Here is an 18,307-nt window from a genome sequence, read left to right as displayed (position 1 = left end):
CGCCGGCCGGCCGGGCACCGGAAGGACCCGCGCATCACCGCGGAAACCCACCCTTTAGGGTTTGCCCATGGGTTTGACAGCAGGTCACGAACAAGGAGCCCCGCCCGGTCCGACGGCGCCGGCGCAGGGCTGGCAGGCACCGAGCGCGGTCGAGCGCGGGCTGTACGAGGCCAGGACGCGCGGCGACTGGCCCGCGTACTACGACCTCGTCGCCCGCGCGGACCTGTACATGATGCAGTCGCGGGCGGACGTCGACGCGAACCCGCGCAGCAGCCGCTTCCACCCGTACTGGAACCCGCAGACCCAGACCATGTGCCTGGCCGTCTACACGGGCGGAATGCTGCCGCCGCCCGCCGCCGACCCCGTCTACAACTGCTACGACCTGGGCTGGTTCGCGGAGGTGTGGGAGCCGGGCGACCCGCCCTACCTCGTCGTCAACCCCGGCAGCCCGTGCGAGGGCGTGCTGCCGGCCGGGCCGGAGGGCCGCGCCCTGTGGCAGCACCACTCCGCCCCGGTGAACCGGCCCGGGCTCGCCCCGGACGCCATCCACACCCTTGAGGTCGGAGGCCCCCGCAGCGGCCAGGTCGCCTTCGGCCTCGCGGCCGGCGCGCACATCAACGTGCACAACGGCCGCTACTGGAACTCGATGGCCTACCACGGCTGCGGCTACCTCGGCGAGAAGCGCGCGCTGGAGCGCTGGTGGGGCGTCACCACCCGCGAGGACTGGCTGGACACCGTGGAGCGGCTGCTGCGCGCCGACATGGTCAGCGGCGTCTGGGAGTTCGTCCTGCAACTGCGCCGCTCCATGGCGCTGGACTTCGCCGGCCCCGTCGAGGTCGACCACTGGCGCCAGGCGGCCGGCAACGTGGTGCGCCGCCGCGCCGAGGCGGCCGCCGAACCCCGGCTGACGGCCGACGGCGTCAGCCGGGGCCGCACCGTCACCGAGGCGGAGACCGAGGGCCAGGTCACCGGCGTACAGCGGCTGATCGGCCGCATCGCCCGCTACGAGGCGCGCTTCCGCGCCGACGGCCTGCTCCCCGAAGGCGGGTTCGTCCGCTCCGTCGAGGCGTGGGACTACGGCCGGGCCTCCTCCATGGCCCGCTGGGGCCTCGCCACGCGCCTGTGCTCCCTCCCCGAGGCGGAGGCGGCCGTGGTCCGCGCCGGCCGCCTGGTCCAGGTCAACTACCGCTCGTGGGAGGACTTCTCGGCCGCCTACGTGCTCGGCCGCTGCCTCCACTTCGACGAGGAGGAGTTCGGGGAGTGGTACGAGACCGCCCTCGGCACCCACCGGGTCCTGTCCACGGACCCCGCCAGCCCCTGGCGCACCCTCCCCTGGAACTGACGCGGCCCCCGGAGGCCGCGTCCCTCGGGCCGGGCCGGCTCAGCGTCCGGGCCCGGCGCCGCCCGGCACCTCGTAGACCATCCCGTCGACACCCGCCCGGTAGAGCCGGCCCGCCGAGAAGCCCCGGTCGCCGCGCCCGTAGGTGATCTGGGTGGAGAGGTGGAGTCCCGACTCGACGGAGCACAGCCGCCCGTCCTCGACCCGCCAGATCTGTCCCGCCGCGTGCGTGGCGATCAGCGGGCGGCCCAGGCCGTCCAGGGCCAGCCCGTCCGGCAGGGCCAGGGCGTCGAGGGCCCCGGCGGAGACCCGCAGCCGCGGGTGCGCCGGATCGCCGACGGGAATCCGGTACAGCCCGGGGGCGACGGTGGTCTGGACGACGTAGACCTCGTCCCCGTCCGGGGAAACGGCGATCCCGTTGGGCTGCGGGACGCGGGCCCACGCCGGGTCGACCCGGCCGTCCGGGGTGACCCGGCCGATGTTCCGGCCGCCCAGGGTCGTGGTGTACACGGTCCCGTCGGGCGCGAGGGCGACCCCGTCGATCCCGCCGAGGCCGGAGGCGTACGTACCGACCGCGCCGGAATCCGGGTCCACCCGCAGCAGCTTCGAGGTGGGGAAGAGGTCACCGGTCAGCGAGTGCGCGAGGTCGTTGCCCGTGCCGACGAGGAGCTGCCCGTCGTCGCGGACGACGATCCCGCCGTTGGCCCCGATGTCCCCGGTCAGGGCCGCCGGCGTGCTGCCCGGTGCGTCGATCCGGTAGACCCGGCCGCTGAAGTAGGCGGTGGCGAACATCCGGCCCCGCCCGTCGACGGCGATCGACTCGACCCAGTCCGGGAGCTGCGCGACCTGCACCGGCGCCGCCGCCGGCGCGCCGGCCGGGCACCGCGCCGCGGCGTACGCGGGCCCCGCCGCCGGAACGGCCGTGGCCGCGGCCAGTACGGCCGCGGCCACGAATCCCGCACGGGGTCCCCGTAAGACGGTGCGGAGCATCCTGTCGAGCCCCATCGCTTCCCCTCCAAGGCCAGATCCGACTGCCCGTGAAGTATCGGCGTGAGCCCGCCGGCGCACCACCCCGCGCCGGGGCCTCAGGAGGGCTTGACGGCGGAGAAGGCGGTGACGGTCGCCTTGTTGTCGCATTCGGCGAACACGCCGTCGGTCATGGCGATCTGGTGCGAACCGGCGCCCGGCACGCCGATCACCATGGTCGGGAAGCTCGCCGGAGCGGCACCCGACACACAGTACCCGTCGCCCTCGCCCTGGACGTTGACGAAGGTGAGCTTCGTCCACGCGCGGGCGCCCGGCGCCAGCGTGACCGCCGACGCCTTGCCGCTCTGGGTGACGGCCAGCGGCACGTTCTTGCCCGGCGAGCCGTTGCCCGCCCCGGCGACCGCCGGGAACCCGTTGACGGTGCAGGCGTGCTTCGAGGTGTTGGTGACGGAGACGACGGCGGCCCCCGTTCCGGTACCGGGCGGCCGGACCGCGGCCTGCTCGGCGTCCGAGACCTTGACCCCGTCGATCGTGCAGGGCTTCGCCCCGCCGCCGCCCGCGGCGGACGCCGAGGGGCTGGGCGCGGTTCCGCCCCCGCCGGTGGCGGAACCGCCCGTGCCGCCGGACGAGGAACCGCCCGTGGGCGTCGGCGCGGCCGGCACGGAAGCGGCGGGCGGCGCCGGCGGCGTCCCGGCCGCCCCGTCGTCGGCCGGACCGCAGCCCGTCATCAGGACGGTGGCCGCGGCGGCCGCCACGAGCGCCGCCGCCGAGCGGCGCGGGCCTGCTGTGTACTGCATGGGATGCTCCTCGGTGTCTCCCGGCCGGCCCCGCACCGGCACGCGTGCAGGGACACGGCGCCCAGCCCCGCCGGAGTTCCCGCGCTGCGCCGTTGTGGCAGTCCTGTCACGCAACCATGACGTTCCCCGCCGGCCGGCCGGGTGCAGCGGCGCGCGTACGGGGACCGCACCGTACGCTACGCCGCCCCGGGGCAGCCCCGGCGGAAGCGGACGGCGGTGTCCCGGTGCGGCGCCGGGCGGGCCGCACCGGGACACCGTGCGGAGAGTGGCTACGCTGCCGCCGTGACGGATACGGGGATGGGCCGCCGGCCCCTGATACGGGCCGGGCTCGGCGCGGCCGCCGCGGCGCTCGCCGGCTGCGCGGCGGACTCCGGCCCGGCGCGCCGGCTGCGGCTCGCCACCGGGCCGCGCGGAGGCCCGTACAACGCCTTCGGGCTGGCTCTGGCGCGGGCGGCCGCCGTCGGCGGGAGCCGGCTGGAGATCGTGCCGGTGGACACCGCCGCGAGCGTGGACAACCTGAGGAGACTGGACGAGGGCTCCGTGGACCTGGCCCTGGCCACCGCCGACGTCGCCGAGGACGCGGTGCTCGGGCGGGAGGCGTTCCCCCGGCCGGCCCCGGTGAGCGCCCTGGCCCGCGTCTACGTCAACTACACGCACCTGGTCGTCCCCGCCGCCGGACCCGTGCACGCCGTACCCGACCTCGCCGGACGCCCCGTCGCGGCGGGCGCCGCCGGGTCCGGGGCGCAGGTGGTCGCCCGACGCGTCCTGCGCGCGGCCGGGCTCACGGGGGCCGGCGCGGGGCCGGCCCCCGCGGACGTACGCCTGCTGGGCCTCGCCGAATCGGCGGCCGCCCTGCGCACCGGCGCCGTCGCCGCCTTCTTCTGGTCCGGCGGCGTCCCCACCCCGGCGCTGACGGAGCTGGCACGCGAGATGCCGCTGCGCTTCCTCGCGCTGGACGCCCACGTGGGCCCGCTGCGCGAACGCCACGGCCCCGTCTACACGGCCGTCACCCTCCCGGCCGGGGCGTACGGACTGGCGGGGCCGGTCGGCACCCTCGGCGTCGGCAACTACCTCCTGGCCCGCGACGCGGTGCCCGCGGACGCCGCGAGCGCCCTGCTCCGGGTGGTGTTCGACCGGTGGCGCGACCTGCTGCGCGAGGTGACGGCCGGCGTACGGCTGGAGCCCCGGTTCGCCATCTCGACCGGGCAGGTCCCCCTCCACCCGGGCGCCGCCGCCCACTACCGCTCGGTGTACGGCTGAGCCGTCACGGCGGCGGCAGCCGCAGCTCCACCGCCAGCCCCCGCGGCGCGTTGCCGCCGACGCCCAGCCGGCCGCCGCTGATCCGGGCGATCTCGTCGGCGATGGCCAGCCCGAGCCCGCTGCCGCGGACGTTCTGGTGCTCGGGCGCGCGGGCGAAACGCCTCGGCAGCAGCTCCAGTTGCTCCTCGGAGACACCCGGCCCGTCATCGGCGACCCGCACCACGGCCGAGCCGCCCGCACCCCGCCGCGCGCACACCTCCACGCGGCCGCCGCGCGGTACGAACTTCACCGCGTTGTCCAGCGCCGCGTCCAGCACCCGGCCCGCCGCGTCGGGCAGGCCACGGGCCGGCAACTCCCCTGGCGGGCAGGCGACCGCCAGCTCCAGACCGGCGGCCCGGAACACCGGCAGCCAGGCCCGCACCCGCTCCCGTACCGCCCGCGCCACGTCCTGCTCGCACAGCTGCGGCGCCGCCGACTCCACCCGGGCCAGCGCCAGCAGCCCGTCGAGCAGCTCCTCCAGCCGCTCCGTCTCCTCCAGCGCGCGGCCGTGCTCGGCCCGGCCGGGACCGGGCGCGACGTGCGGCTCGACGTTCTCCAGCTGGAGCACCAGCGTCGCCAGCGGATTGCGCAGCTGGTGCGAGGCGTCGGCGACGAAGTCCCGCTGGCGGCCGATGGACTCCGCCAGGGCCTGCGCCATCGCGTTGAAGTGCCGCCGCAGCCGCCGCAACTCCGGCGGCCCCGTGTCGGAGACCGCCCGTGCCTGCAGGCTCCCGGCGGCCAGCCCCTCCACCGCCCGGTCCAGGTCGAGCAGCGGCCGCATCAGCCAGCGCGTGATCCCCGCCGCGACCAGCGCGGCCGCGGCGAAGGCGGCGGCCGCCCCCGCCGCGATGAGCGACCAGCGGACCGCGACGTCCCGGCGGGCGGCCTCCGTGGGCACCGCCAGCAGCACCGCCCCGCTGACCCGCTCGTCCCGCCCCACCGGCTCCGCGAGCACCACCCGCGCCGGCCCCCAGGGCCGCACCGTGGGCAGCCGGTCGGTGGAACGCCCGGTCAGCGCCCGGTCCCGGGCCTCGGCCGCCGCGGAGGCCCCGGGCCCGGCGAGGGCGGCCGACGCGGGTCCCGAACCGGCCCGCGCCACCGTCGCCCCCGACGGGTCGACGACCAGCACCCCGGCCCCGTACAGCTCGGCGTACCGGCCGATCTCGGCCGACAGCTCCGCCCGGTCGGCGGCGCTGCCCGTCCGGTCCGCGAGGTCGGCGAACCGCACCGCCTCCGAACGCCGCTGAAGCAGCAGGTGCTCCGTCCGCCCGCGCGCGTACGCGTCGGCCAGGGGGACGCACAGCAGCAGCGCGGCGGCCCCCATGAGCACCGTCAACACCGCGAGGAGCCTGCGCCTCACGTGCCGGAGCCCCGCTCCTCGCCGCCGGCGGGGGAACCGAGCCGGTAGCCGAACCCGCGCACCGTGCGCACGAGGCCGGACCGGCCCGTCTTCGCCCGGATGCCCGCGACGTGCACGTCCAGGGAGCGGGAGGCGGCGAGGAAGGCGTCGCCCCAGATCCGGTCCAGGATCTCCTCCCGGGAGTGCACCTCGTCGGGCCGTGCGGCCAGGAACGCCAGTACGTCGAACTCCCGCCGGGTCAGCCTGACTTCGGCGCCGGCCACCGTGACGGTACGGCCCGCCGGGTCCACCTCGACGTCCCCGCTGCGCACCGGCCCGCCGGCGTACCGCGCGGGCTCGGCCCCCGTGCGCCCGCGCGACCGGCGGCGCACGCTGTCGATGCGCGCCATCAGCTCGGCCATCCGGAACGGCTTGACCACGTAGTCGTCGGCGCCCGCCCGCAGCCCCTGCACGATGTCGCGCTCCTCGCAGCGCGCCGTCACCACGATCAGCGGCGCGTCGCAGACCGTACGCAGCCGGCGCAGCAGTTCCAGCCCGTCGAGGTCGGGCAGTCCCAGGTCGAGCAGGACGAACTCGGCCTCGCGGACGTGCCGCAGGGCGTCCGCCGCCCGCGCCGCCCGGCGGACCGTGTGCCCGCGCTGGGCGAGGGCGGTGCCGAGGGCCCGGGCCATGCGGTCGTCGTCCTCGACCAGCAGTGCGTGCACAACGGACCTCCGGAGGGTTCAGGGATCAGCGGGCGGCCCCGGCACCGGCCTTCGCCGACGTGGCGCCACCGTCGGCAGCGCCCGCCCCGGCCGCCTCGGCCCGGCTCAGCGCCGCGTTGCGGGTGTCCGGCATCAGGACGTAGGTCACGAGCGAGACCAGCGCGCAGCCGGACACGTACCAGAAGAACATCTTCTCGTGCCCGCCGCTCTTGAACCACAGGGCCACGTACTCGGCCGTGCCGCCGAACAACGCGTTGGCGATGGCGTACGGCAGCGCCACCCCAAGGGCGCGCACCCGGGTCGGGAACAGCTCGGCCTTCACCGCCGCGTTGATCGAGGTGTAGCCCGTGACGATCACCAGGGCCAGCAGGGACAGACCCAGCGCCGGCCAGTACGAGTTCGCCGAGCCGAGGGCAGTCATGATCGGGTACGTGCCGACGGTGCAGCCCACCGCGAAGGTGATCAGCAGCGGGCGGCGGCCGATCCGGTCGGACAGCATCCCGGCGAAGGGCTGGAGCACGGCGAAGAGGGCGAGGGCGGTGAAACTGACCAGCGTCGCCGTGGTCTTGGCCATGCCCGCACTGCCGACCAGGTACTTGGTGAGGTACGTGGTGTACGTGTAGTACGCCACGGTGCCGCCGAGGGTCAGCGCCATCACCAGCCCGGCCTGCCGCCGGTGCTCCCACAGCGCCTTCAGCGAGCCGCGCGCGCTGTCGTCGCGGCCGCCCTCGTCCGAGGACTCCTCCTTGAACGCGTCGGTCTCCTGGAGCCGCCGCCGCAGCCAGAAGACCACCACCGCGAACAGTGCCCCGAGGACGAACGGGATCCGCCACCCCCAGCTCGACAGCTGGGCGGCGGTCAGCGTGTGCTGCATCGTGATCAGGATGCCGAGGCCCAGCAGCTGCCCGCAGGTCATCGAGACGTACTGGAAGGACGAGCCCAGCCCGCGCCGGTCGCGGGCCGAGGCCTCGGTGAGGTACGTGGCGCTGGCCGCGTACTCGCCGCCGATGCTCATCCCCTGCAGCAGGCGCGCCAGCAGCAGCACCACGGCGCCGAAGTAGCCGGCCTGGCCGTAGGTCGGAGCGACGGCGATCATCAGGGCCGCCACCGACATCATGGTGACGGTGAGGGTGAGCGCGCTCTTGCGCCCGTGCCGGTCCGCGGCCCGGCCGAGGATCCACCCGCCGACGGGGCGCATCAGGAAGCCGACGGCGAAGATGCCCGCCGTGTTCAGCAGCTGGGTGGTCGGGTTGTCGCCGGGGAAGAAGGAATCGGCGAAGTAGATCGCGAAGCTCGCGTAGACGAACCAGTCGTACCACTCGACGAGGTTGCCGAGGGACCCGCCGATCAGGGCGAGGCGGCGCCTGGCGCGCTCCTCCCGGTGCGGCGAACCGGACGTGACGGCGGACGAGGACATGGCGGCTCCAGACGGAATTCCCTGATGGGAGGGGGGACGCCCCGGATGAGGGGGGTGCCCAGAGCATGGATCCGGTGCCGGACCCGGACAAGGCCCGGCACCCAGATCTAACGTTCCGCTAAGAAACCCGCGAGCCCCGGCCGGCTCACGGCCGCTGGAACCGCACCTCCGGGTACCGCTCCGACGGCCGGTCGAGCAGCGGCGCCGCGCGGCACCCCAGGTGCTTCTCGACGAACGCGGACACGTAGGCGCGGGTGGCGGCGTCGGCGCGGTCGCCGTCCAGGGGCTGGAAGGACGGGATGCCGAGCTGCTTGGTCAGGACCGCGAGGTCGGTGAAGGAGAGGTGCTGGGTGCCGTCGACGCTCAGCCAGCGCTTCCAGCCCGTCGCCGCGTCCCACGTCTTCTGCCAGGTGCCGTCGGGGCCGCCCGGCACGCGGCCCGGCTGTCCCATCATCAGCAGCGGCCGGTCCAGCGGCCGGTCGGGCAGCACGTGGAAGCTGCCGTCCATGTTGACGCCCGCCTTGACGCGCGGGTCGGACAGCATGGCCGGGACCGTGCTGAAGCCGCCCGCCGAATGCCCGACCATCGCGATCCGGTCCGGGTCGACGGCGGCGCCGCCCTTCCACACCGGGTCCTTCCCGGTGAGCCGGTCCAGTACGAACGAGACGTCCCGGGCGCGGGCGGCCCCGACCTCGGGCCAGGGCGCCCTCCCGCAGGCGGTGCAGGTGGTCGTGTGCCCGTCGGGGAAGGTGATGGCGGTGGACTCGTGGTTGTGACCGATGCCGGCGACGACGTACCCGCGGCCGGCCAGCTCCTCCGCGAGGCCCGTCAGCGTGGCCCGGGGCATTCCGAAGCCGGGTGACAGGACGACCAGCGGCAGCCCGCCGCGCGCCCGCAGCGGCTCGGCGTCGACGGTCGCGTGGGTCGCCACCCGGGTGAAGGCGTCGTCCGCCAGGACCACTTTGTTCGCCTCCAGGAAGGCCTTGTTCGCCTTCACGTAGAGGACGGACTCCGCGCCGGTCATGTACGGCGCCGGCACCTTCGAGGGCCGCACCGCCGGATACCAGAGGGAGACCATCAGCTCCCGGCGCTCCTCGGGCACCCACGGATCGGCCCGGCCCTCGTCCTTCAGGTGGACCACCGTCCGGCCGACCGGCCGTGGCCCGCCGGGTGCGGGCAACGCCATCACGGTGCCCTGCGGTCCGGGCGCGGGCGTGGCGGCCAGGGCCGGGCCGGTGCCGGCGGCCGTCCCGGCCGTGAGCAGGGCGGCGACCACCACGGCCAGGGTTCTGCGCTTCATCGAACTCTCTCCGTCCTCAACTCCGTTGATCCGATGCCCGAACTCTAGGAACCCGCAACGGCCCGGCCATCGGCTCACAGGACTACATCCGCCGCCGCGTACATCCACGGGTGTACGTCCGGGGCGCCCGACATCCCCGCGGAGGGACGCGGACTTCAGCGGCCCCCGGCCCGCAGCTCCGCCATCTCCGCATCCACCGCCGCCAGTTCGGCCGGCGGCCGGTCCATGGCCTCCAGCTGCTCCCGGTAGCCCTCCAGCGCGGTCTGCAGCAGCGCGGCCCGACCGTGTTCCAGCGCGTGCATCCGCCGTGCCGCGTCGACCGCCTCGGCCCGCAGGGCCAGGGCTATCGTCGGCTGGAGCGCGAACTCCTGCTTGCTGTACTCGTACAGCGCCGCCGCCAGCCGGGGCAGGTACGCCAGCGGGCTCACCCGCACCAGCACCCGGTAGGCGGCGACCTCCTGACGGACCGGCAGGCTCCCCGATCCGAGGAGCGCCACCCGGGCGCGGAGGACGGCGTCGTGATTGATCTTCTCCGAGGGATTCATGAGGGAGATTCTGAAAGCCGCACAGGTGCCCAAACAAGGGCATTCGACTGTGCTTTCGGTCCTACGAAAACCCCCTCTGACCTGTCATGATGGATACGTCTTCACCCCTGCGCCCGGAACTCGCCCCGGGCCCCGGGTCTCCGCGCCGCCGTCAGCCGGCCGGGACCGTCGTCGTCGGGGTGTTCCAGCCGGAGATCCGCAGGGCCGGTACCGCCCCGCGCAGGTCGGCCGTGCGGTAGGCCGCCGTCAGCGTCGCCGATTCGCCCGGCCAGAGGGTTACCTGGTTGTCGCTCCACCGGACGGGCAGCAGCGGCTCGCCCCCCGCCCCCAGCAGGTGCACGTCGGTGAGCAGGGCAGGGGCGCTTCCCGTACCGGCGTGCCGTACGGTCACCGTCGTCGTGGAGACCCCCTGGCCGTCGGCGGTCGTGGCGGCCGTCGCGGCCACGGCCGACCGAGGCATCGAGTTCAGCCCCTTGAGGTCGGCGTACCCGGTGGTCGGCGTGTGGTACCAGGTGCTCCTGGAGTAGTCGAGCACGTCGGCCCGGGACGAGAGCCAGTAGACGTTGCGGCTCACCTCCCGCCCGGCGGCGTCCGTCAGCAGCAGCCGCGCCAGGTGGGTGGTGGCGAGACCCGGGACCGACGCGGGCAGCGTCAGCGCCGTGCTGCTCGCGCCGCCGCCCGCCACGCTCAGCCCCGTCACCGTCCGGTCGTACCGCTGCGTGCCGTCGGGGTCGAAGAGGGTCACGCGCGCCGTGAGGCCCGAGGCTCCGGACGCGCGGCTGTTGACGACCGACACGGCGCGGTTGTCGTAGCCGTACTGGACGTGCAGCGGCTCGTTCGCCTTCTTCGCGCCGAAGTAGGCCCCGCCCTGGTCCAGGTAGCGGTCCACCAGCTGCCAGTGCAGCGAGGTCCAGCCGCTGTTGAACATCCAGTAGACGACCCCCGTCGACGGGGCGGAGGCGTCCTTCGCGTTGCGGGCGTACGCCTCGAACTGCGCCCGCACGTTCTCGTACTGGGCGAGCTGCGCCTTGCGCACGTAGTCCTCCAGGCCCGTCGGGGCGCCGTAACGGCCCGTCAGGGCGGCGTCGTACAGCCTGAGCGTCGCGAACGTGGACGAGGGGGAGCGGTGGTACTGGGCTGCCGAGGGGTCCTTCCACAGGCTCTCCAGCTCCGCGGGCGACATCATCCGGCGCAGCGTGTCGAGGGTCGGTACGTCCGGCCCGGCGCTGGTCTCGGAGTTGAACCCGGTCGCCCCGCCCTCCCGCTTGCCGTACCAGTAGCCCGGCGGGACCCAGTCGTAGGGGCCGGTCATCTTCATGCCGGAGCGCCCGGTGATCGGGGAGGACCGCGCGGAGGCCGAGGGAACCACCGGAGCGGTCCAGTCTGCGGCCGCCAGTGCGTCGAGGTAGCCCTGCTCGATCGTCCGGTTCGGCGCGAAATCGCTGCCGATCAGGAAGGAGGCCACGCTGGGGTGGTCGCGCAGCCGTGCGGCCTCGGCGGCCATCGAGGCCTTCGCGACCGGGTAGTCGGCGCTCTCCCACCGCTCCCCGGCCTCCGAGCCGTTGACCTCCCCCTCCCACTTGTCGCAGCACTCCCAGCCGGGCAGGGTCAGGATCCCGTACCGGTCGGCGAGGTCGAAGAACTCGTCGGGCTCGATGTGCCCTTCCAGGCGCAGCGCGTTCAGACCCAGGTCGACGGCGTACCTCAGCCGGTCCTCGGCGTACCGGGCGTCCCAGCGCAGGAACTCGTCGGGGGACCAGCCGGCGCCCCGGATCAGCAGCGGGCGCCCGTTCACCACGTACTGGCGTGCTCCGTCGGCGTTCAGCGGTGCCCGCACGTCGCGGATGCCGAAGGACTGGTGCGCGGTGTCGGAGGGCAGGCCCTCCACCGACGCGGTCAGTTCGAGGGAGTACAGGGGCTGCCCGCCCATCGAGGCGGGCCACCACACGCGGGGCGACTCCAGCCGCAGGCCAGGGTGGTCGGCGGGGGAGAAGACCACGGTCCGGGTCTCGTGCGGGGCGAGGGCGACGCTCCGGCTGACCCGGGCCGGGCCGACGGTGCCCGACACCGTCGTGGTGACGGCCGCCGCCGAGTCGTTGCGCACCAGGGCCTTGACGGTCAGCTCCGCCGAGGACATCGAGGGCAGCGCCAGGGAGGTCACCACGTGCGCGTCGCGCAGGGCGACCGGGCCGCCCCGGCGCACCGTGACGTCGCGGACGATCCCCATGTTCTCGTCGGGCGGCGGCTGCAGCCAGTCGAGCCAGCCCATCGTGAGGCGCTTGCGCGGGTTGTTGGGCTGGATCCGGAACGCGACCGTATTGGTGCCCGCCCTGACCAGGCCGGTGACGTCGAGCTCGTGCCGGGTGTAGGTGCCGGTGACGGTGCTCGTGTCGGCGATCCGGCGTCCGTTGACGTAGACGTCGGCGGCGGAGATCACCCCGCTGAAGTCCAGGTACGTACGGGCGTCCGTGTCGGCGACGAGGAAGTCGGACCGGTACCACCACGGCACGGTGAAGTCCCCGGCCGGGATCCGCTTCTGGTTGACCGAGTAGAAGGGGTCGGGGTGGACCCCGGCCGCGAGCAGCGCCGCGAGCACGGTGGACCGGGAGCCGGCGGGGTACCAGCCCGCCGCCGGGTACCCGGGGCTGGACACGGCGGCGGCGGTGTCCGGGACCTTCGCCGTCGACTGGATCGCGTACCCCGCCAGGGCCGTCGTGCTCCCGGGCGCCGCCGCGACGGCGGTCGCCCGCGGCGCGGCGGCCGGCGGGGGTGCGGGCGCCGGCGCGGCGGGGGAGGCCCCGGCGGCGAGGACGAGGACCAGGGAGCCGGCGGCGAGGGCGGCGGTCCGGGCGTACGCGGGGGCGGTGCGGTGCGGCACGGGGAACCTCCCGTGGGGGACGGGGCTCGGGACTCCGCGCGGAGTCTGTCACGGCCGGCCCCGGGACACGCCGCGACGGCCCGTGCCCGGCGCGGCGCGCGCGGGCCGCGCGGTGCCCCCCGGCGGCCGTGCGGGAGCCGGTGACGGGGCCGGGGCGGGAGCCGATCGGCTGATCCCGCACGGCCCGGCCCGCCCCGGCGTGTCCCGCGTCCGCGGGGCGGGCCGCGGACCACCGGCTCCCGGGCCGTCCCCGCCGTCGTTCTGCCCGCCTCGGAGTCCTCCGACATGACCGCGTCCCGGTTCAACTCGGCTGTGGGCAAGTGTCATCGACGGATCATCGGATGGGCGGGCGGATCCCCTCGGACGGGTCCGTCCGCCCGGTGGCGGCGGACCGCAGCAGGGACAGGAAGGCCCCGACCGCCGGGGAGTGGCGCAGTCCGCGGGGGGTGGCGGCGTACACCTTCCGGCAGGGCAGGTCCGCCGGGTCGACCGGGACGAGGACGACGTCGGGCCGCACCGCCCCGGCCGCCAGCTCCGGCAGCACCGTGATCCCGAGTCCGGCGGCGACGAAGCCCTGCTTGGCGGTCCAGTCGTTGACCCGGAACGCCACGCGCGGCCGGAAACCGGCCGCCAGCGCGGGCGCCAGCAAGGTCTGTTCGGGGCGGACGTCCCCCTCGATCCAGTCCTCGTCGACAAGTTCGGACAGGCGCAGTCCGGAGCGCCCCGCGTACCGGTGGCCGCGCGGCAGCGCCACGTACATCGGCTCGTCCACCAGGTGGTACAGCTGCGGTCCGGGCGGCGCGATCCCGGCGGCCGTGCTCAGCACGGCCAGGTCGAGCCCGCCCTCGGCCAGCAGCGCCGCGTGCTTGGCGGTGGGCCCTTCCGAGTGGACGACGGTGACGGCCGGGTACCTGTCCCCGAAGGCGGCGAGGGCACGCGGGACCAGGGACACGTTGGCGGCGGCGAAGGCCCCGATCCGCAGCGTGCCACCGCCCAGGGAGCGCAGCGCGGCCAGCTCGGCGCGCGCCGTCCGCAGCCGGTCCCGCATTCCCTCGGCGTGGGGGAGCAGGACCCGCCCGGCCTCGGTCAGGCGCACCCCGCGCGGCAGCCGGTCGAACAGCTCGGCGCCCCACTCCTCCTCCAGGGCCTGGACCTGCCGGGAGACGGCGGACTGGGTGTACCCCAGGGCCCGGGCGGCGGCGGTGAAGGAGCCCTCCCGGGCCACCCGCAGGAACACCTCGTACAAGCCATGTGAATCAGGCATGGCAGCCATGCTAGACATTCGCTTGTCGCATGTCCCAGATGGTCCTAGCGTCGGGGCCATGGAGAAGATCGCATTCATAGGCCTCGGCACCATGGGCCTGCCCATGGCCCGGCGCCTGCTCGCCGCCGGCCACCCGCTGACCGTCTGGAACCGCACCCCGTACAAGGCCGGCCCGCTGGTCGCGGCCGGCGCCCGCCTCGCGGACAGCGCGGGGGAGGCGGTCGGCGGAGCCGACGTGGTCGTCACGATGCTCGCCGACCCCGCCGCCGCCCGGGACGTGGCCGGCTCCGTCCTCCCGGCCCTGCGGCCGGGCACCCACTGGATCGACACCTCGACCGTGGGGCCCGACGCGATCGCCGAACTGGCCGCCCGCCTCCCGGAGGGGGTCACGCTGACCGACGCGCCGGTGATGGGCAGCGTGGACCGGGCGGAGGCCGGACAGCTGTCGATCCTGGCGGGAGGACCGCTCCCCGACCCGGTGCGCACGGTCCTGGACCGGCTGGGAGAGGTCACCGAATGCGGTGGCCCCGGTTCCGGGGCCGCCCTCAAACTGGTCCTCATCAACGCGGTGATCGGCGGTGTGGCCCTGGTCTCCGAGGCCCTCCGGCTCGGCCAGGACCTCGGACTCCCCGTGGAACTGGTCCGCGGCGGGCTGGCCAAGGGCCCGTTGGCGGGAGCCGTCGCCCGCACCTTCACCACCGGCTCCCACTTCCCGGTGGCACTGGCCGCCAAGGACGTTGCCCTGGCCCTGGACACCGCCGCCACCCCGCTGCCGCTCCTGCGGGCCGTCCACGGCGAACTCACCGTCCGCCCCGAGCTGGCCGGCCAGGACCTGTCCCGCATCCGCCCCCTGGCCCCCTCTCCGGGACCGACCGCGGCATGATGGCGGTGTGAGCCCGCCCCCGGCCGCCGGCGGCGCCGCAGCCGCCGGGGTCCCCGGAATCCTGGACGTCGCCCCCACGCCCCGGACGGCCGTGGTGTGGCTCCCGCCGTCCGGCCTCTGGCCGGCCGTGCAGGACATCAGGGCCGAGCACGACCCCCAGATCCGCCGCTGGCCGCCGCACGTGAACCTGCTGTTCGGCTTCGTGCCCGAGGAGGAGTTCCCGGCGGCCGTCCCCCTGCTGGCGGCCGCGGCCGCCGGCAGCGCCCCCTTCACCGTCCGCCTGAGCGGGGTACGGGTCTTCCGGCACCACGCGTACGCCACCGTGTGGCTCGACCCCGCGGCGGCCGGACGGCGACCCTGGGCGGCGCTCCAGGAGGCCCTGGCGGAACCCTTCCCCCGCTGCCGGGGCCGGTTCGCGCAGTTCACGCCGCACCTTTCGCTCGGCCGCACCCGCGATCCGGGCCGGCTGGCTCCGGAGTGCGCAGCCCGGCTGGGCAGTACGCGGGCGCGGGTCGAGGAGGTCGTGCTGCTCTCCCGCCGGGGCGCGGGGCCGATGCGCTCCCGCGTCACCATCCCGCTCGGCACCGGGGAACCGGCCCGGGAGCTCGCCTGAGGAGCGTCAGCCGGGCCCGGCCGCCAGCAGCCTCGTCCGGAACAGGTCGAGGACGGTGTCCAGCGCCTGCCGCGTGGGCTGTCCCGGCTCGTCGACCAGGTGCTCCGTCAGGACGGAGTGCGGGGGCAGCGCGCTGTCGGGGTTGGCCGCGTCGTCGTCCAGCTCGACCGCGACGAAGGCGTCGCCCAACTCGCGGCGCAGGTGCGCGAACCGGTCGCCGGGCACCAGCCGGTCGCCCCGGAAGCGGAGGCCGAGCACCTGGAGGCCCTCCCGCTCGCAGCGCCCGCGTACGACGGCCAGGTCCTCGGGGGAGATGTCCATGCGGCCCGCACGGCCGGGGGTGCAGGCCAGCGGCAGCGACGGCTGGGACAGCACCGGGGCGAGCAGCCGCGGGTCGGTGGCCATGGCCAGCGCGAAACCGCCGGTCAGGCACATTCCGACGGCGCCGACCCCGGGGCCGCCGCAGCGTTCGTGCTCGGCCGCGGCGAGCGCCCGGAGCCACGACACCACCCTCGACGCGCGCCCGGTGGCGAGCAGCGTGAACTCCCGGCTCACGCACACCCGCCACATGGTCGACGCCAGGTAGCGCCCGGCCTTCGGCCAGCCGGCGCTGCGGGGGTCCGCGTCCCGGCCCGGTTCGCCGAACAGTACCGGCAGCACGGCCGTGCAGCCCGCCTCCGCCACCCGCTCCGCGAACTCCAGGACCCTGGGAGTGATGCCCGGGATCTCCGCCATGACGATCACCGCCGGGCCCGAACCCCGGCGCAGCAGCCGCCGGGTGGCACCGTCGTGCGTGAACGTGCCCTCGGTGAAGCCGGTCAGGTCGTGATCTGCCACGGTCTTCCGTTCCCTCCGGTCGAATCCTCCTGGGCGGCCACCAAGTTACCGGCACGTAGGGCCTCGCGGTCAATGGGACCCCCCCGTGGAGTCCAAGATCATCCATATGCAGAATGACCCGTATGTCGATGACAAACCTGCCGAAGACGGCCATCGTTGACGACGCCCCGTCGATCAGCCGTGCCCTGGCCCGCGCCTTCCACGACGACCCGATGATGAACTGGTTCTTCCCCGCGGAGGACTCGCGCGAGGAGAACCTGACCCGCTACTTCAGCACCATCTACACGCGCCAGTACGTCCGCCACGGCGTGTGCGAGCGCACCGACGCCGCGGCCGCCTTCTGGGTGTCGCCGGAGGGGCACGAGAAGTCCGTCCCGGACGCGGAGACCATCCGGGAGCTCACGGAGATCCTCGGCGACCGGGCCCACCTGTTCCGCGACGCCGTCGAGCTCGCCGCCCGGCACGCGCCGCAGGAGCCGCACTGGTACCTGGCGCTGATCGGCGCCGACCCGGCCGGCCAGGGCCGGGGCCACGGGTCCGCGCTGCTGCGCTCGGGCCTGGCCAAGGCCGACGCGGCGGGCCTGCCCGTCTACCTGGAGTCCTCCAAGCCGTCGAACCTGCCCGTCTACGAGCACTTCGGCTTCGAGGTCCTGGGCGAGGTGGAGCTCCCGGGCGGCGGCCCGACCCTCTGGGCCATGCGCCGCGCCCCGCGCGACGCGTAGCACCCCCCGTTCCTCCCCGGCCCCGGGACGGGCCGGGGAGGAACGGTTCAGCAGTCGAACCAGACGGTGAGCCGGACGTTCTCGTCGCCGTGCAGGGAGGCGAGGGTCTCCATCACCGTCCAGACCGGCTTCCACTCGCCGTCCGGCGGCACGGCCCCGCCCCGGGTCATCCGCCCGACGCGGTAGCGGACGTCGTCGCCGTCCGGCCATTCCGTGCCCTCCGGCCAGTCGTGCTCCTCGTACCGCAACAGCCTGCCCGGATCACGCTGCGTGGTCAGGCCCGTCACCTCGGCGACCCGGGTGCTCCAGGAGGACTTGCCCGTCATCACCCAGCCCTCGGCGGTGCGCCGGTACTCGTGGATCCGGCCGTCCACCCGCTCCGCGGGCTCCGACCAGTCGACCCGCTTGAGCTCGGCCCAGCTGATCCAGGTGGCGCTGTGCGCGTCGGACTCCCAGGCCGTGAACTCCGCGCGGACCGCCGGGGCGACGTCCTCGGGCAGCCCCCGCTGCTCGGCCAGCGGCCGGAAGCCCGCGAAGTTCCGTACGCCGAAGAGGCAGCCGAAGGCGTCGTAGTGCCGGCCGTGGTACAGCAGATCGAGGTCGATGGCCGCGCTCCACGGCCCGTCGCCGTCGCTGTCCGCGCATTCCACGAAGCCGTGTATGTCCGTTCCCATGGATGGCGATTCTCCGGACGGGGAGCCGCGCGCGCCAACGGATTTGCGGACGGGCCCTGGCGCGGCCCCTTCCAGCGGGTGCGGGCCGCGCCCGGATGCGGAAAGCTGGGCAGTGCCGCGGCGCCGACGGCGGGGCGGACTGGCGAGGAGGGGCTGATGGAAGCCATGGAAGCTTCGCGGGAGAACCGGCCCGTACGGGTACGCCGGCACGCCGTGCGCAGGGCGGGGCTGCTGTGCGCACTCGCGGCCCTCGCGGCGGCCGCGGTCCCGGCCTCCGCCGCCCCCACCCCCGCGGCCCCGGACCCGGACCCTCTCGTCGTGGTCGACTGCTTCGCGAAGCCCCAGGTCCGCCCCGAGGAGTACCTGCTGGCCTGCGGCGACGGCAACAACCGGCTCGTCGGGCTGCGCTGGGAGAGCTGGGGGCCGGGCACCGCGACCGCCACCGGGACCGACATGGTCAACGACTGCCGCCCGTACTGCGCGGCGGGCCGCTTCCGCGCCTACCCCGTGACGGTGACCCTGAGCAAGCCGCAGCCCTGGCCCGACCACCCCGACGTGCGGCGGTTCACCACGATCCGGCTGCTCTACACGGACACCGCCCCGCACCCGGTGCCGAAGGACGTGACGTACAAGCTCGTGTACTGAGGCTCCGGACGTGCGAAGGGCCGGCCCGGCGCCCCGAAGGCGC

17 protein-coding genes are annotated in these 18,307 nt (G+C 75.1%); 6 read left to right on the top strand and 11 right to left on the bottom strand.

Translation table 11 applies throughout. From position 1 onward, the window contains the following. Positions 1 to 67 precede the first annotated feature (67 nt). Complete coding sequence (locus ACZ597_RS24185; RefSeq protein WP_471333681.1) at positions 68 to 1,342, top strand: DUF1266 domain-containing protein; 1,275 nt, start codon at positions 68 to 70, stop codon at positions 1,340 to 1,342. A gap of 39 nt (positions 1,343 to 1,381) precedes the next feature. Here ACZ597_RS24185 and ACZ597_RS24180 read toward each other — a convergent pair whose 3' ends face one another. Together ACZ597_RS24180 and ACZ597_RS24175 are read right to left on the bottom strand one after the other, a co-directional pair. Beyond that, a complete protein-coding gene (locus tag ACZ597_RS24180; RefSeq protein ID WP_471333678.1) occupies positions 1,382 to 2,344 on the bottom strand; it encodes an SMP-30/gluconolactonase/LRE family protein in 963 nt (320 codons plus the stop codon). A gap of 80 nt (positions 2,345 to 2,424) precedes the next feature. Then, positions 2,425 to 3,123 (bottom strand): DUF4232 domain-containing protein, encoded by a 699-nt coding sequence (locus tag ACZ597_RS24175; RefSeq protein ID WP_471333677.1) that lies wholly within the window; start codon positions 3,121 to 3,123, stop codon positions 2,425 to 2,427. Positions 3,124 to 3,405: 282 nt separating this feature from the next. Here ACZ597_RS24175 and ACZ597_RS24170 point away from each other — a divergent pair, with 282 nt between their 5' ends. Beyond that, on the top strand, positions 3,406 to 4,383 hold the full coding sequence (locus tag ACZ597_RS24170; protein ID WP_471333674.1) for a TAXI family TRAP transporter solute-binding subunit: 978 nt from the start codon (positions 3,406 to 3,408) through the stop codon (positions 4,381 to 4,383). 4 nt (positions 4,384 to 4,387) lie between these two features. On the opposite strand, the gene ACZ597_RS24165 is transcribed toward ACZ597_RS24170, so the two are convergent. The 7 genes from ACZ597_RS24165 to ACZ597_RS24135 form a co-directional block, all read right to left on the bottom strand. After that, a complete protein-coding gene (locus ACZ597_RS24165) occupies positions 4,388 to 5,782 on the bottom strand; it encodes a HAMP domain-containing sensor histidine kinase (protein WP_471333671.1) in 1,395 nt (464 codons plus the stop codon). Continuing rightward, positions 5,779 to 6,486, bottom strand: a complete 708-nt coding sequence (locus tag ACZ597_RS24160; RefSeq protein WP_471333668.1) for a response regulator transcription factor — start codon at positions 6,484 to 6,486, stop codon at positions 5,779 to 5,781. Before ACZ597_RS24160 ends, ACZ597_RS24165 begins: the two co-directional genes overlap by 4 nt. A 25-nt stretch (positions 6,487 to 6,511) precedes the next feature. Further along, on the bottom strand, positions 6,512 to 7,903 hold the full coding sequence (locus ACZ597_RS24155; RefSeq protein ID WP_471333665.1) for an MFS transporter: 1,392 nt from the start codon (positions 7,901 to 7,903) through the stop codon (positions 6,512 to 6,514). Between the two features lie 145 nt (positions 7,904 to 8,048). Continuing rightward, positions 8,049 to 9,203: an alpha/beta hydrolase family protein gene (locus ACZ597_RS24150; RefSeq protein ID WP_471333663.1), complete on the bottom strand. Its 1,155-nt coding sequence runs from the start codon at positions 9,201 to 9,203 to the stop codon at positions 8,049 to 8,051. Positions 9,204 to 9,358: 155 nt separating this feature from the next. Then, complete coding sequence (locus ACZ597_RS24145) at positions 9,359 to 9,748, bottom strand: hypothetical protein (RefSeq protein ID WP_471333660.1); 390 nt, start codon at positions 9,746 to 9,748, stop codon at positions 9,359 to 9,361. Between the two features lie 151 nt (positions 9,749 to 9,899). Next, the gene (locus tag ACZ597_RS24140; RefSeq protein ID WP_471333657.1) at positions 9,900 to 12,626 is read right to left on the bottom strand and encodes a glycoside hydrolase family 2 protein; all 2,727 of its coding nucleotides are present in this window, start codon (positions 12,624 to 12,626) and stop codon (positions 9,900 to 9,902) included. 334 nt (positions 12,627 to 12,960) lie between these two features. After that, complete coding sequence (locus ACZ597_RS24135) at positions 12,961 to 13,890, bottom strand: LysR family transcriptional regulator (RefSeq protein WP_471333654.1); 930 nt, start codon at positions 13,888 to 13,890, stop codon at positions 12,961 to 12,963. Between the two features lie 58 nt (positions 13,891 to 13,948). Here ACZ597_RS24135 and ACZ597_RS24130 point away from each other — a divergent pair, with 58 nt between their 5' ends. Continuing rightward, a complete protein-coding gene (locus tag ACZ597_RS24130) occupies positions 13,949 to 14,773 on the top strand; it encodes an NAD(P)-dependent oxidoreductase (protein ID WP_471333651.1) in 825 nt (274 codons plus the stop codon). A 7-nt stretch (positions 14,774 to 14,780) separates the two neighbouring features. Then, a complete protein-coding gene (locus ACZ597_RS24125) occupies positions 14,781 to 15,386 on the top strand; it encodes a 2'-5' RNA ligase family protein (protein ID WP_471333649.1) in 606 nt (201 codons plus the stop codon). A gap of 6 nt (positions 15,387 to 15,392) precedes the next feature. On the opposite strand, the gene ACZ597_RS24120 is transcribed toward ACZ597_RS24125, so the two are convergent. After that, positions 15,393 to 16,223 carry a dienelactone hydrolase family protein gene (locus tag ACZ597_RS24120; RefSeq protein WP_471333646.1) on the bottom strand — a complete coding sequence of 277 codons (831 nt, stop codon included), beginning with the start codon at positions 16,221 to 16,223 and terminating at the stop codon, positions 15,393 to 15,395. Between the two features lie 113 nt (positions 16,224 to 16,336). Between ACZ597_RS24120 and ACZ597_RS24115 the strand changes: the two genes are divergently transcribed. Next, positions 16,337 to 16,945 (top strand): GNAT family N-acetyltransferase, encoded by a 609-nt coding sequence (locus ACZ597_RS24115; RefSeq protein WP_471333643.1) that lies wholly within the window; start codon positions 16,337 to 16,339, stop codon positions 16,943 to 16,945. Positions 16,946 to 16,992: 47 nt separating this feature from the next. On the opposite strand, the gene ACZ597_RS24110 is transcribed toward ACZ597_RS24115, so the two are convergent. Beyond that, positions 16,993 to 17,619 (bottom strand): hypothetical protein, encoded by a 627-nt coding sequence (locus ACZ597_RS24110; protein WP_471333640.1) that lies wholly within the window; start codon positions 17,617 to 17,619, stop codon positions 16,993 to 16,995. 156 nt (positions 17,620 to 17,775) lie between these two features. Between ACZ597_RS24110 and ACZ597_RS24105 the strand changes: the two genes are divergently transcribed. Beyond that, positions 17,776 to 18,264, top strand: a complete 489-nt coding sequence (locus tag ACZ597_RS24105; protein ID WP_471333637.1) for a hypothetical protein — start codon at positions 17,776 to 17,778, stop codon at positions 18,262 to 18,264. The last annotated feature ends 43 nt before the right edge of the window (positions 18,265 to 18,307 follow it).

Source organism: Streptomyces sp. NPDC040718, from assembly GCF_055593565.1.
Note: the sequence above shows the minus strand (reverse complement) of the source record. Positions and strands in the feature narration are given on the sequence as shown.

Coding starts and splice junctions, on each gene's coding strand:
- ACZ597_RS24185 (WP_471333681.1), top strand. CDS start 68: ATGGGTTTGACAGCAGGTCACGAACAAGGAGCCCCGCCCGGTCCGACG.
- ACZ597_RS24180 (WP_471333678.1), bottom strand. CDS start 2,344: ATGGGGCTCGACAGGATGCTCCGCACCGTCTTACGGGGACCCCGTGCG.
- ACZ597_RS24175 (WP_471333677.1), bottom strand. CDS start 3,123: ATGCAGTACACAGCAGGCCCGCGCCGCTCGGCGGCGGCGCTCGTGGCG.
- ACZ597_RS24155 (WP_471333665.1), bottom strand. CDS start 7,903: ATGTCCTCGTCCGCCGTCACGTCCGGTTCGCCGCACCGGGAGGAGCGC.
- ACZ597_RS24150 (WP_471333663.1), bottom strand. CDS start 9,203: ATGAAGCGCAGAACCCTGGCCGTGGTGGTCGCCGCCCTGCTCACGGCC.
- ACZ597_RS24145 (WP_471333660.1), bottom strand. CDS start 9,748: ATGAATCCCTCGGAGAAGATCAATCACGACGCCGTCCTCCGCGCCCGG.
- ACZ597_RS24135 (WP_471333654.1), bottom strand. CDS start 13,890: ATGCCTGATTCACATGGCTTGTACGAGGTGTTCCTGCGGGTGGCCCGG.
- ACZ597_RS24130 (WP_471333651.1), top strand. CDS start 13,949: ATGGAGAAGATCGCATTCATAGGCCTCGGCACCATGGGCCTGCCCATG.
- ACZ597_RS24115 (WP_471333643.1), top strand. CDS start 16,337: ATGACCCGTATGTCGATGACAAACCTGCCGAAGACGGCCATCGTTGAC.
- ACZ597_RS24110 (WP_471333640.1), bottom strand. CDS start 17,619: ATGGGAACGGACATACACGGCTTCGTGGAATGCGCGGACAGCGACGGC.
- ACZ597_RS24105 (WP_471333637.1), top strand. CDS start 17,776: ATGGAAGCCATGGAAGCTTCGCGGGAGAACCGGCCCGTACGGGTACGC.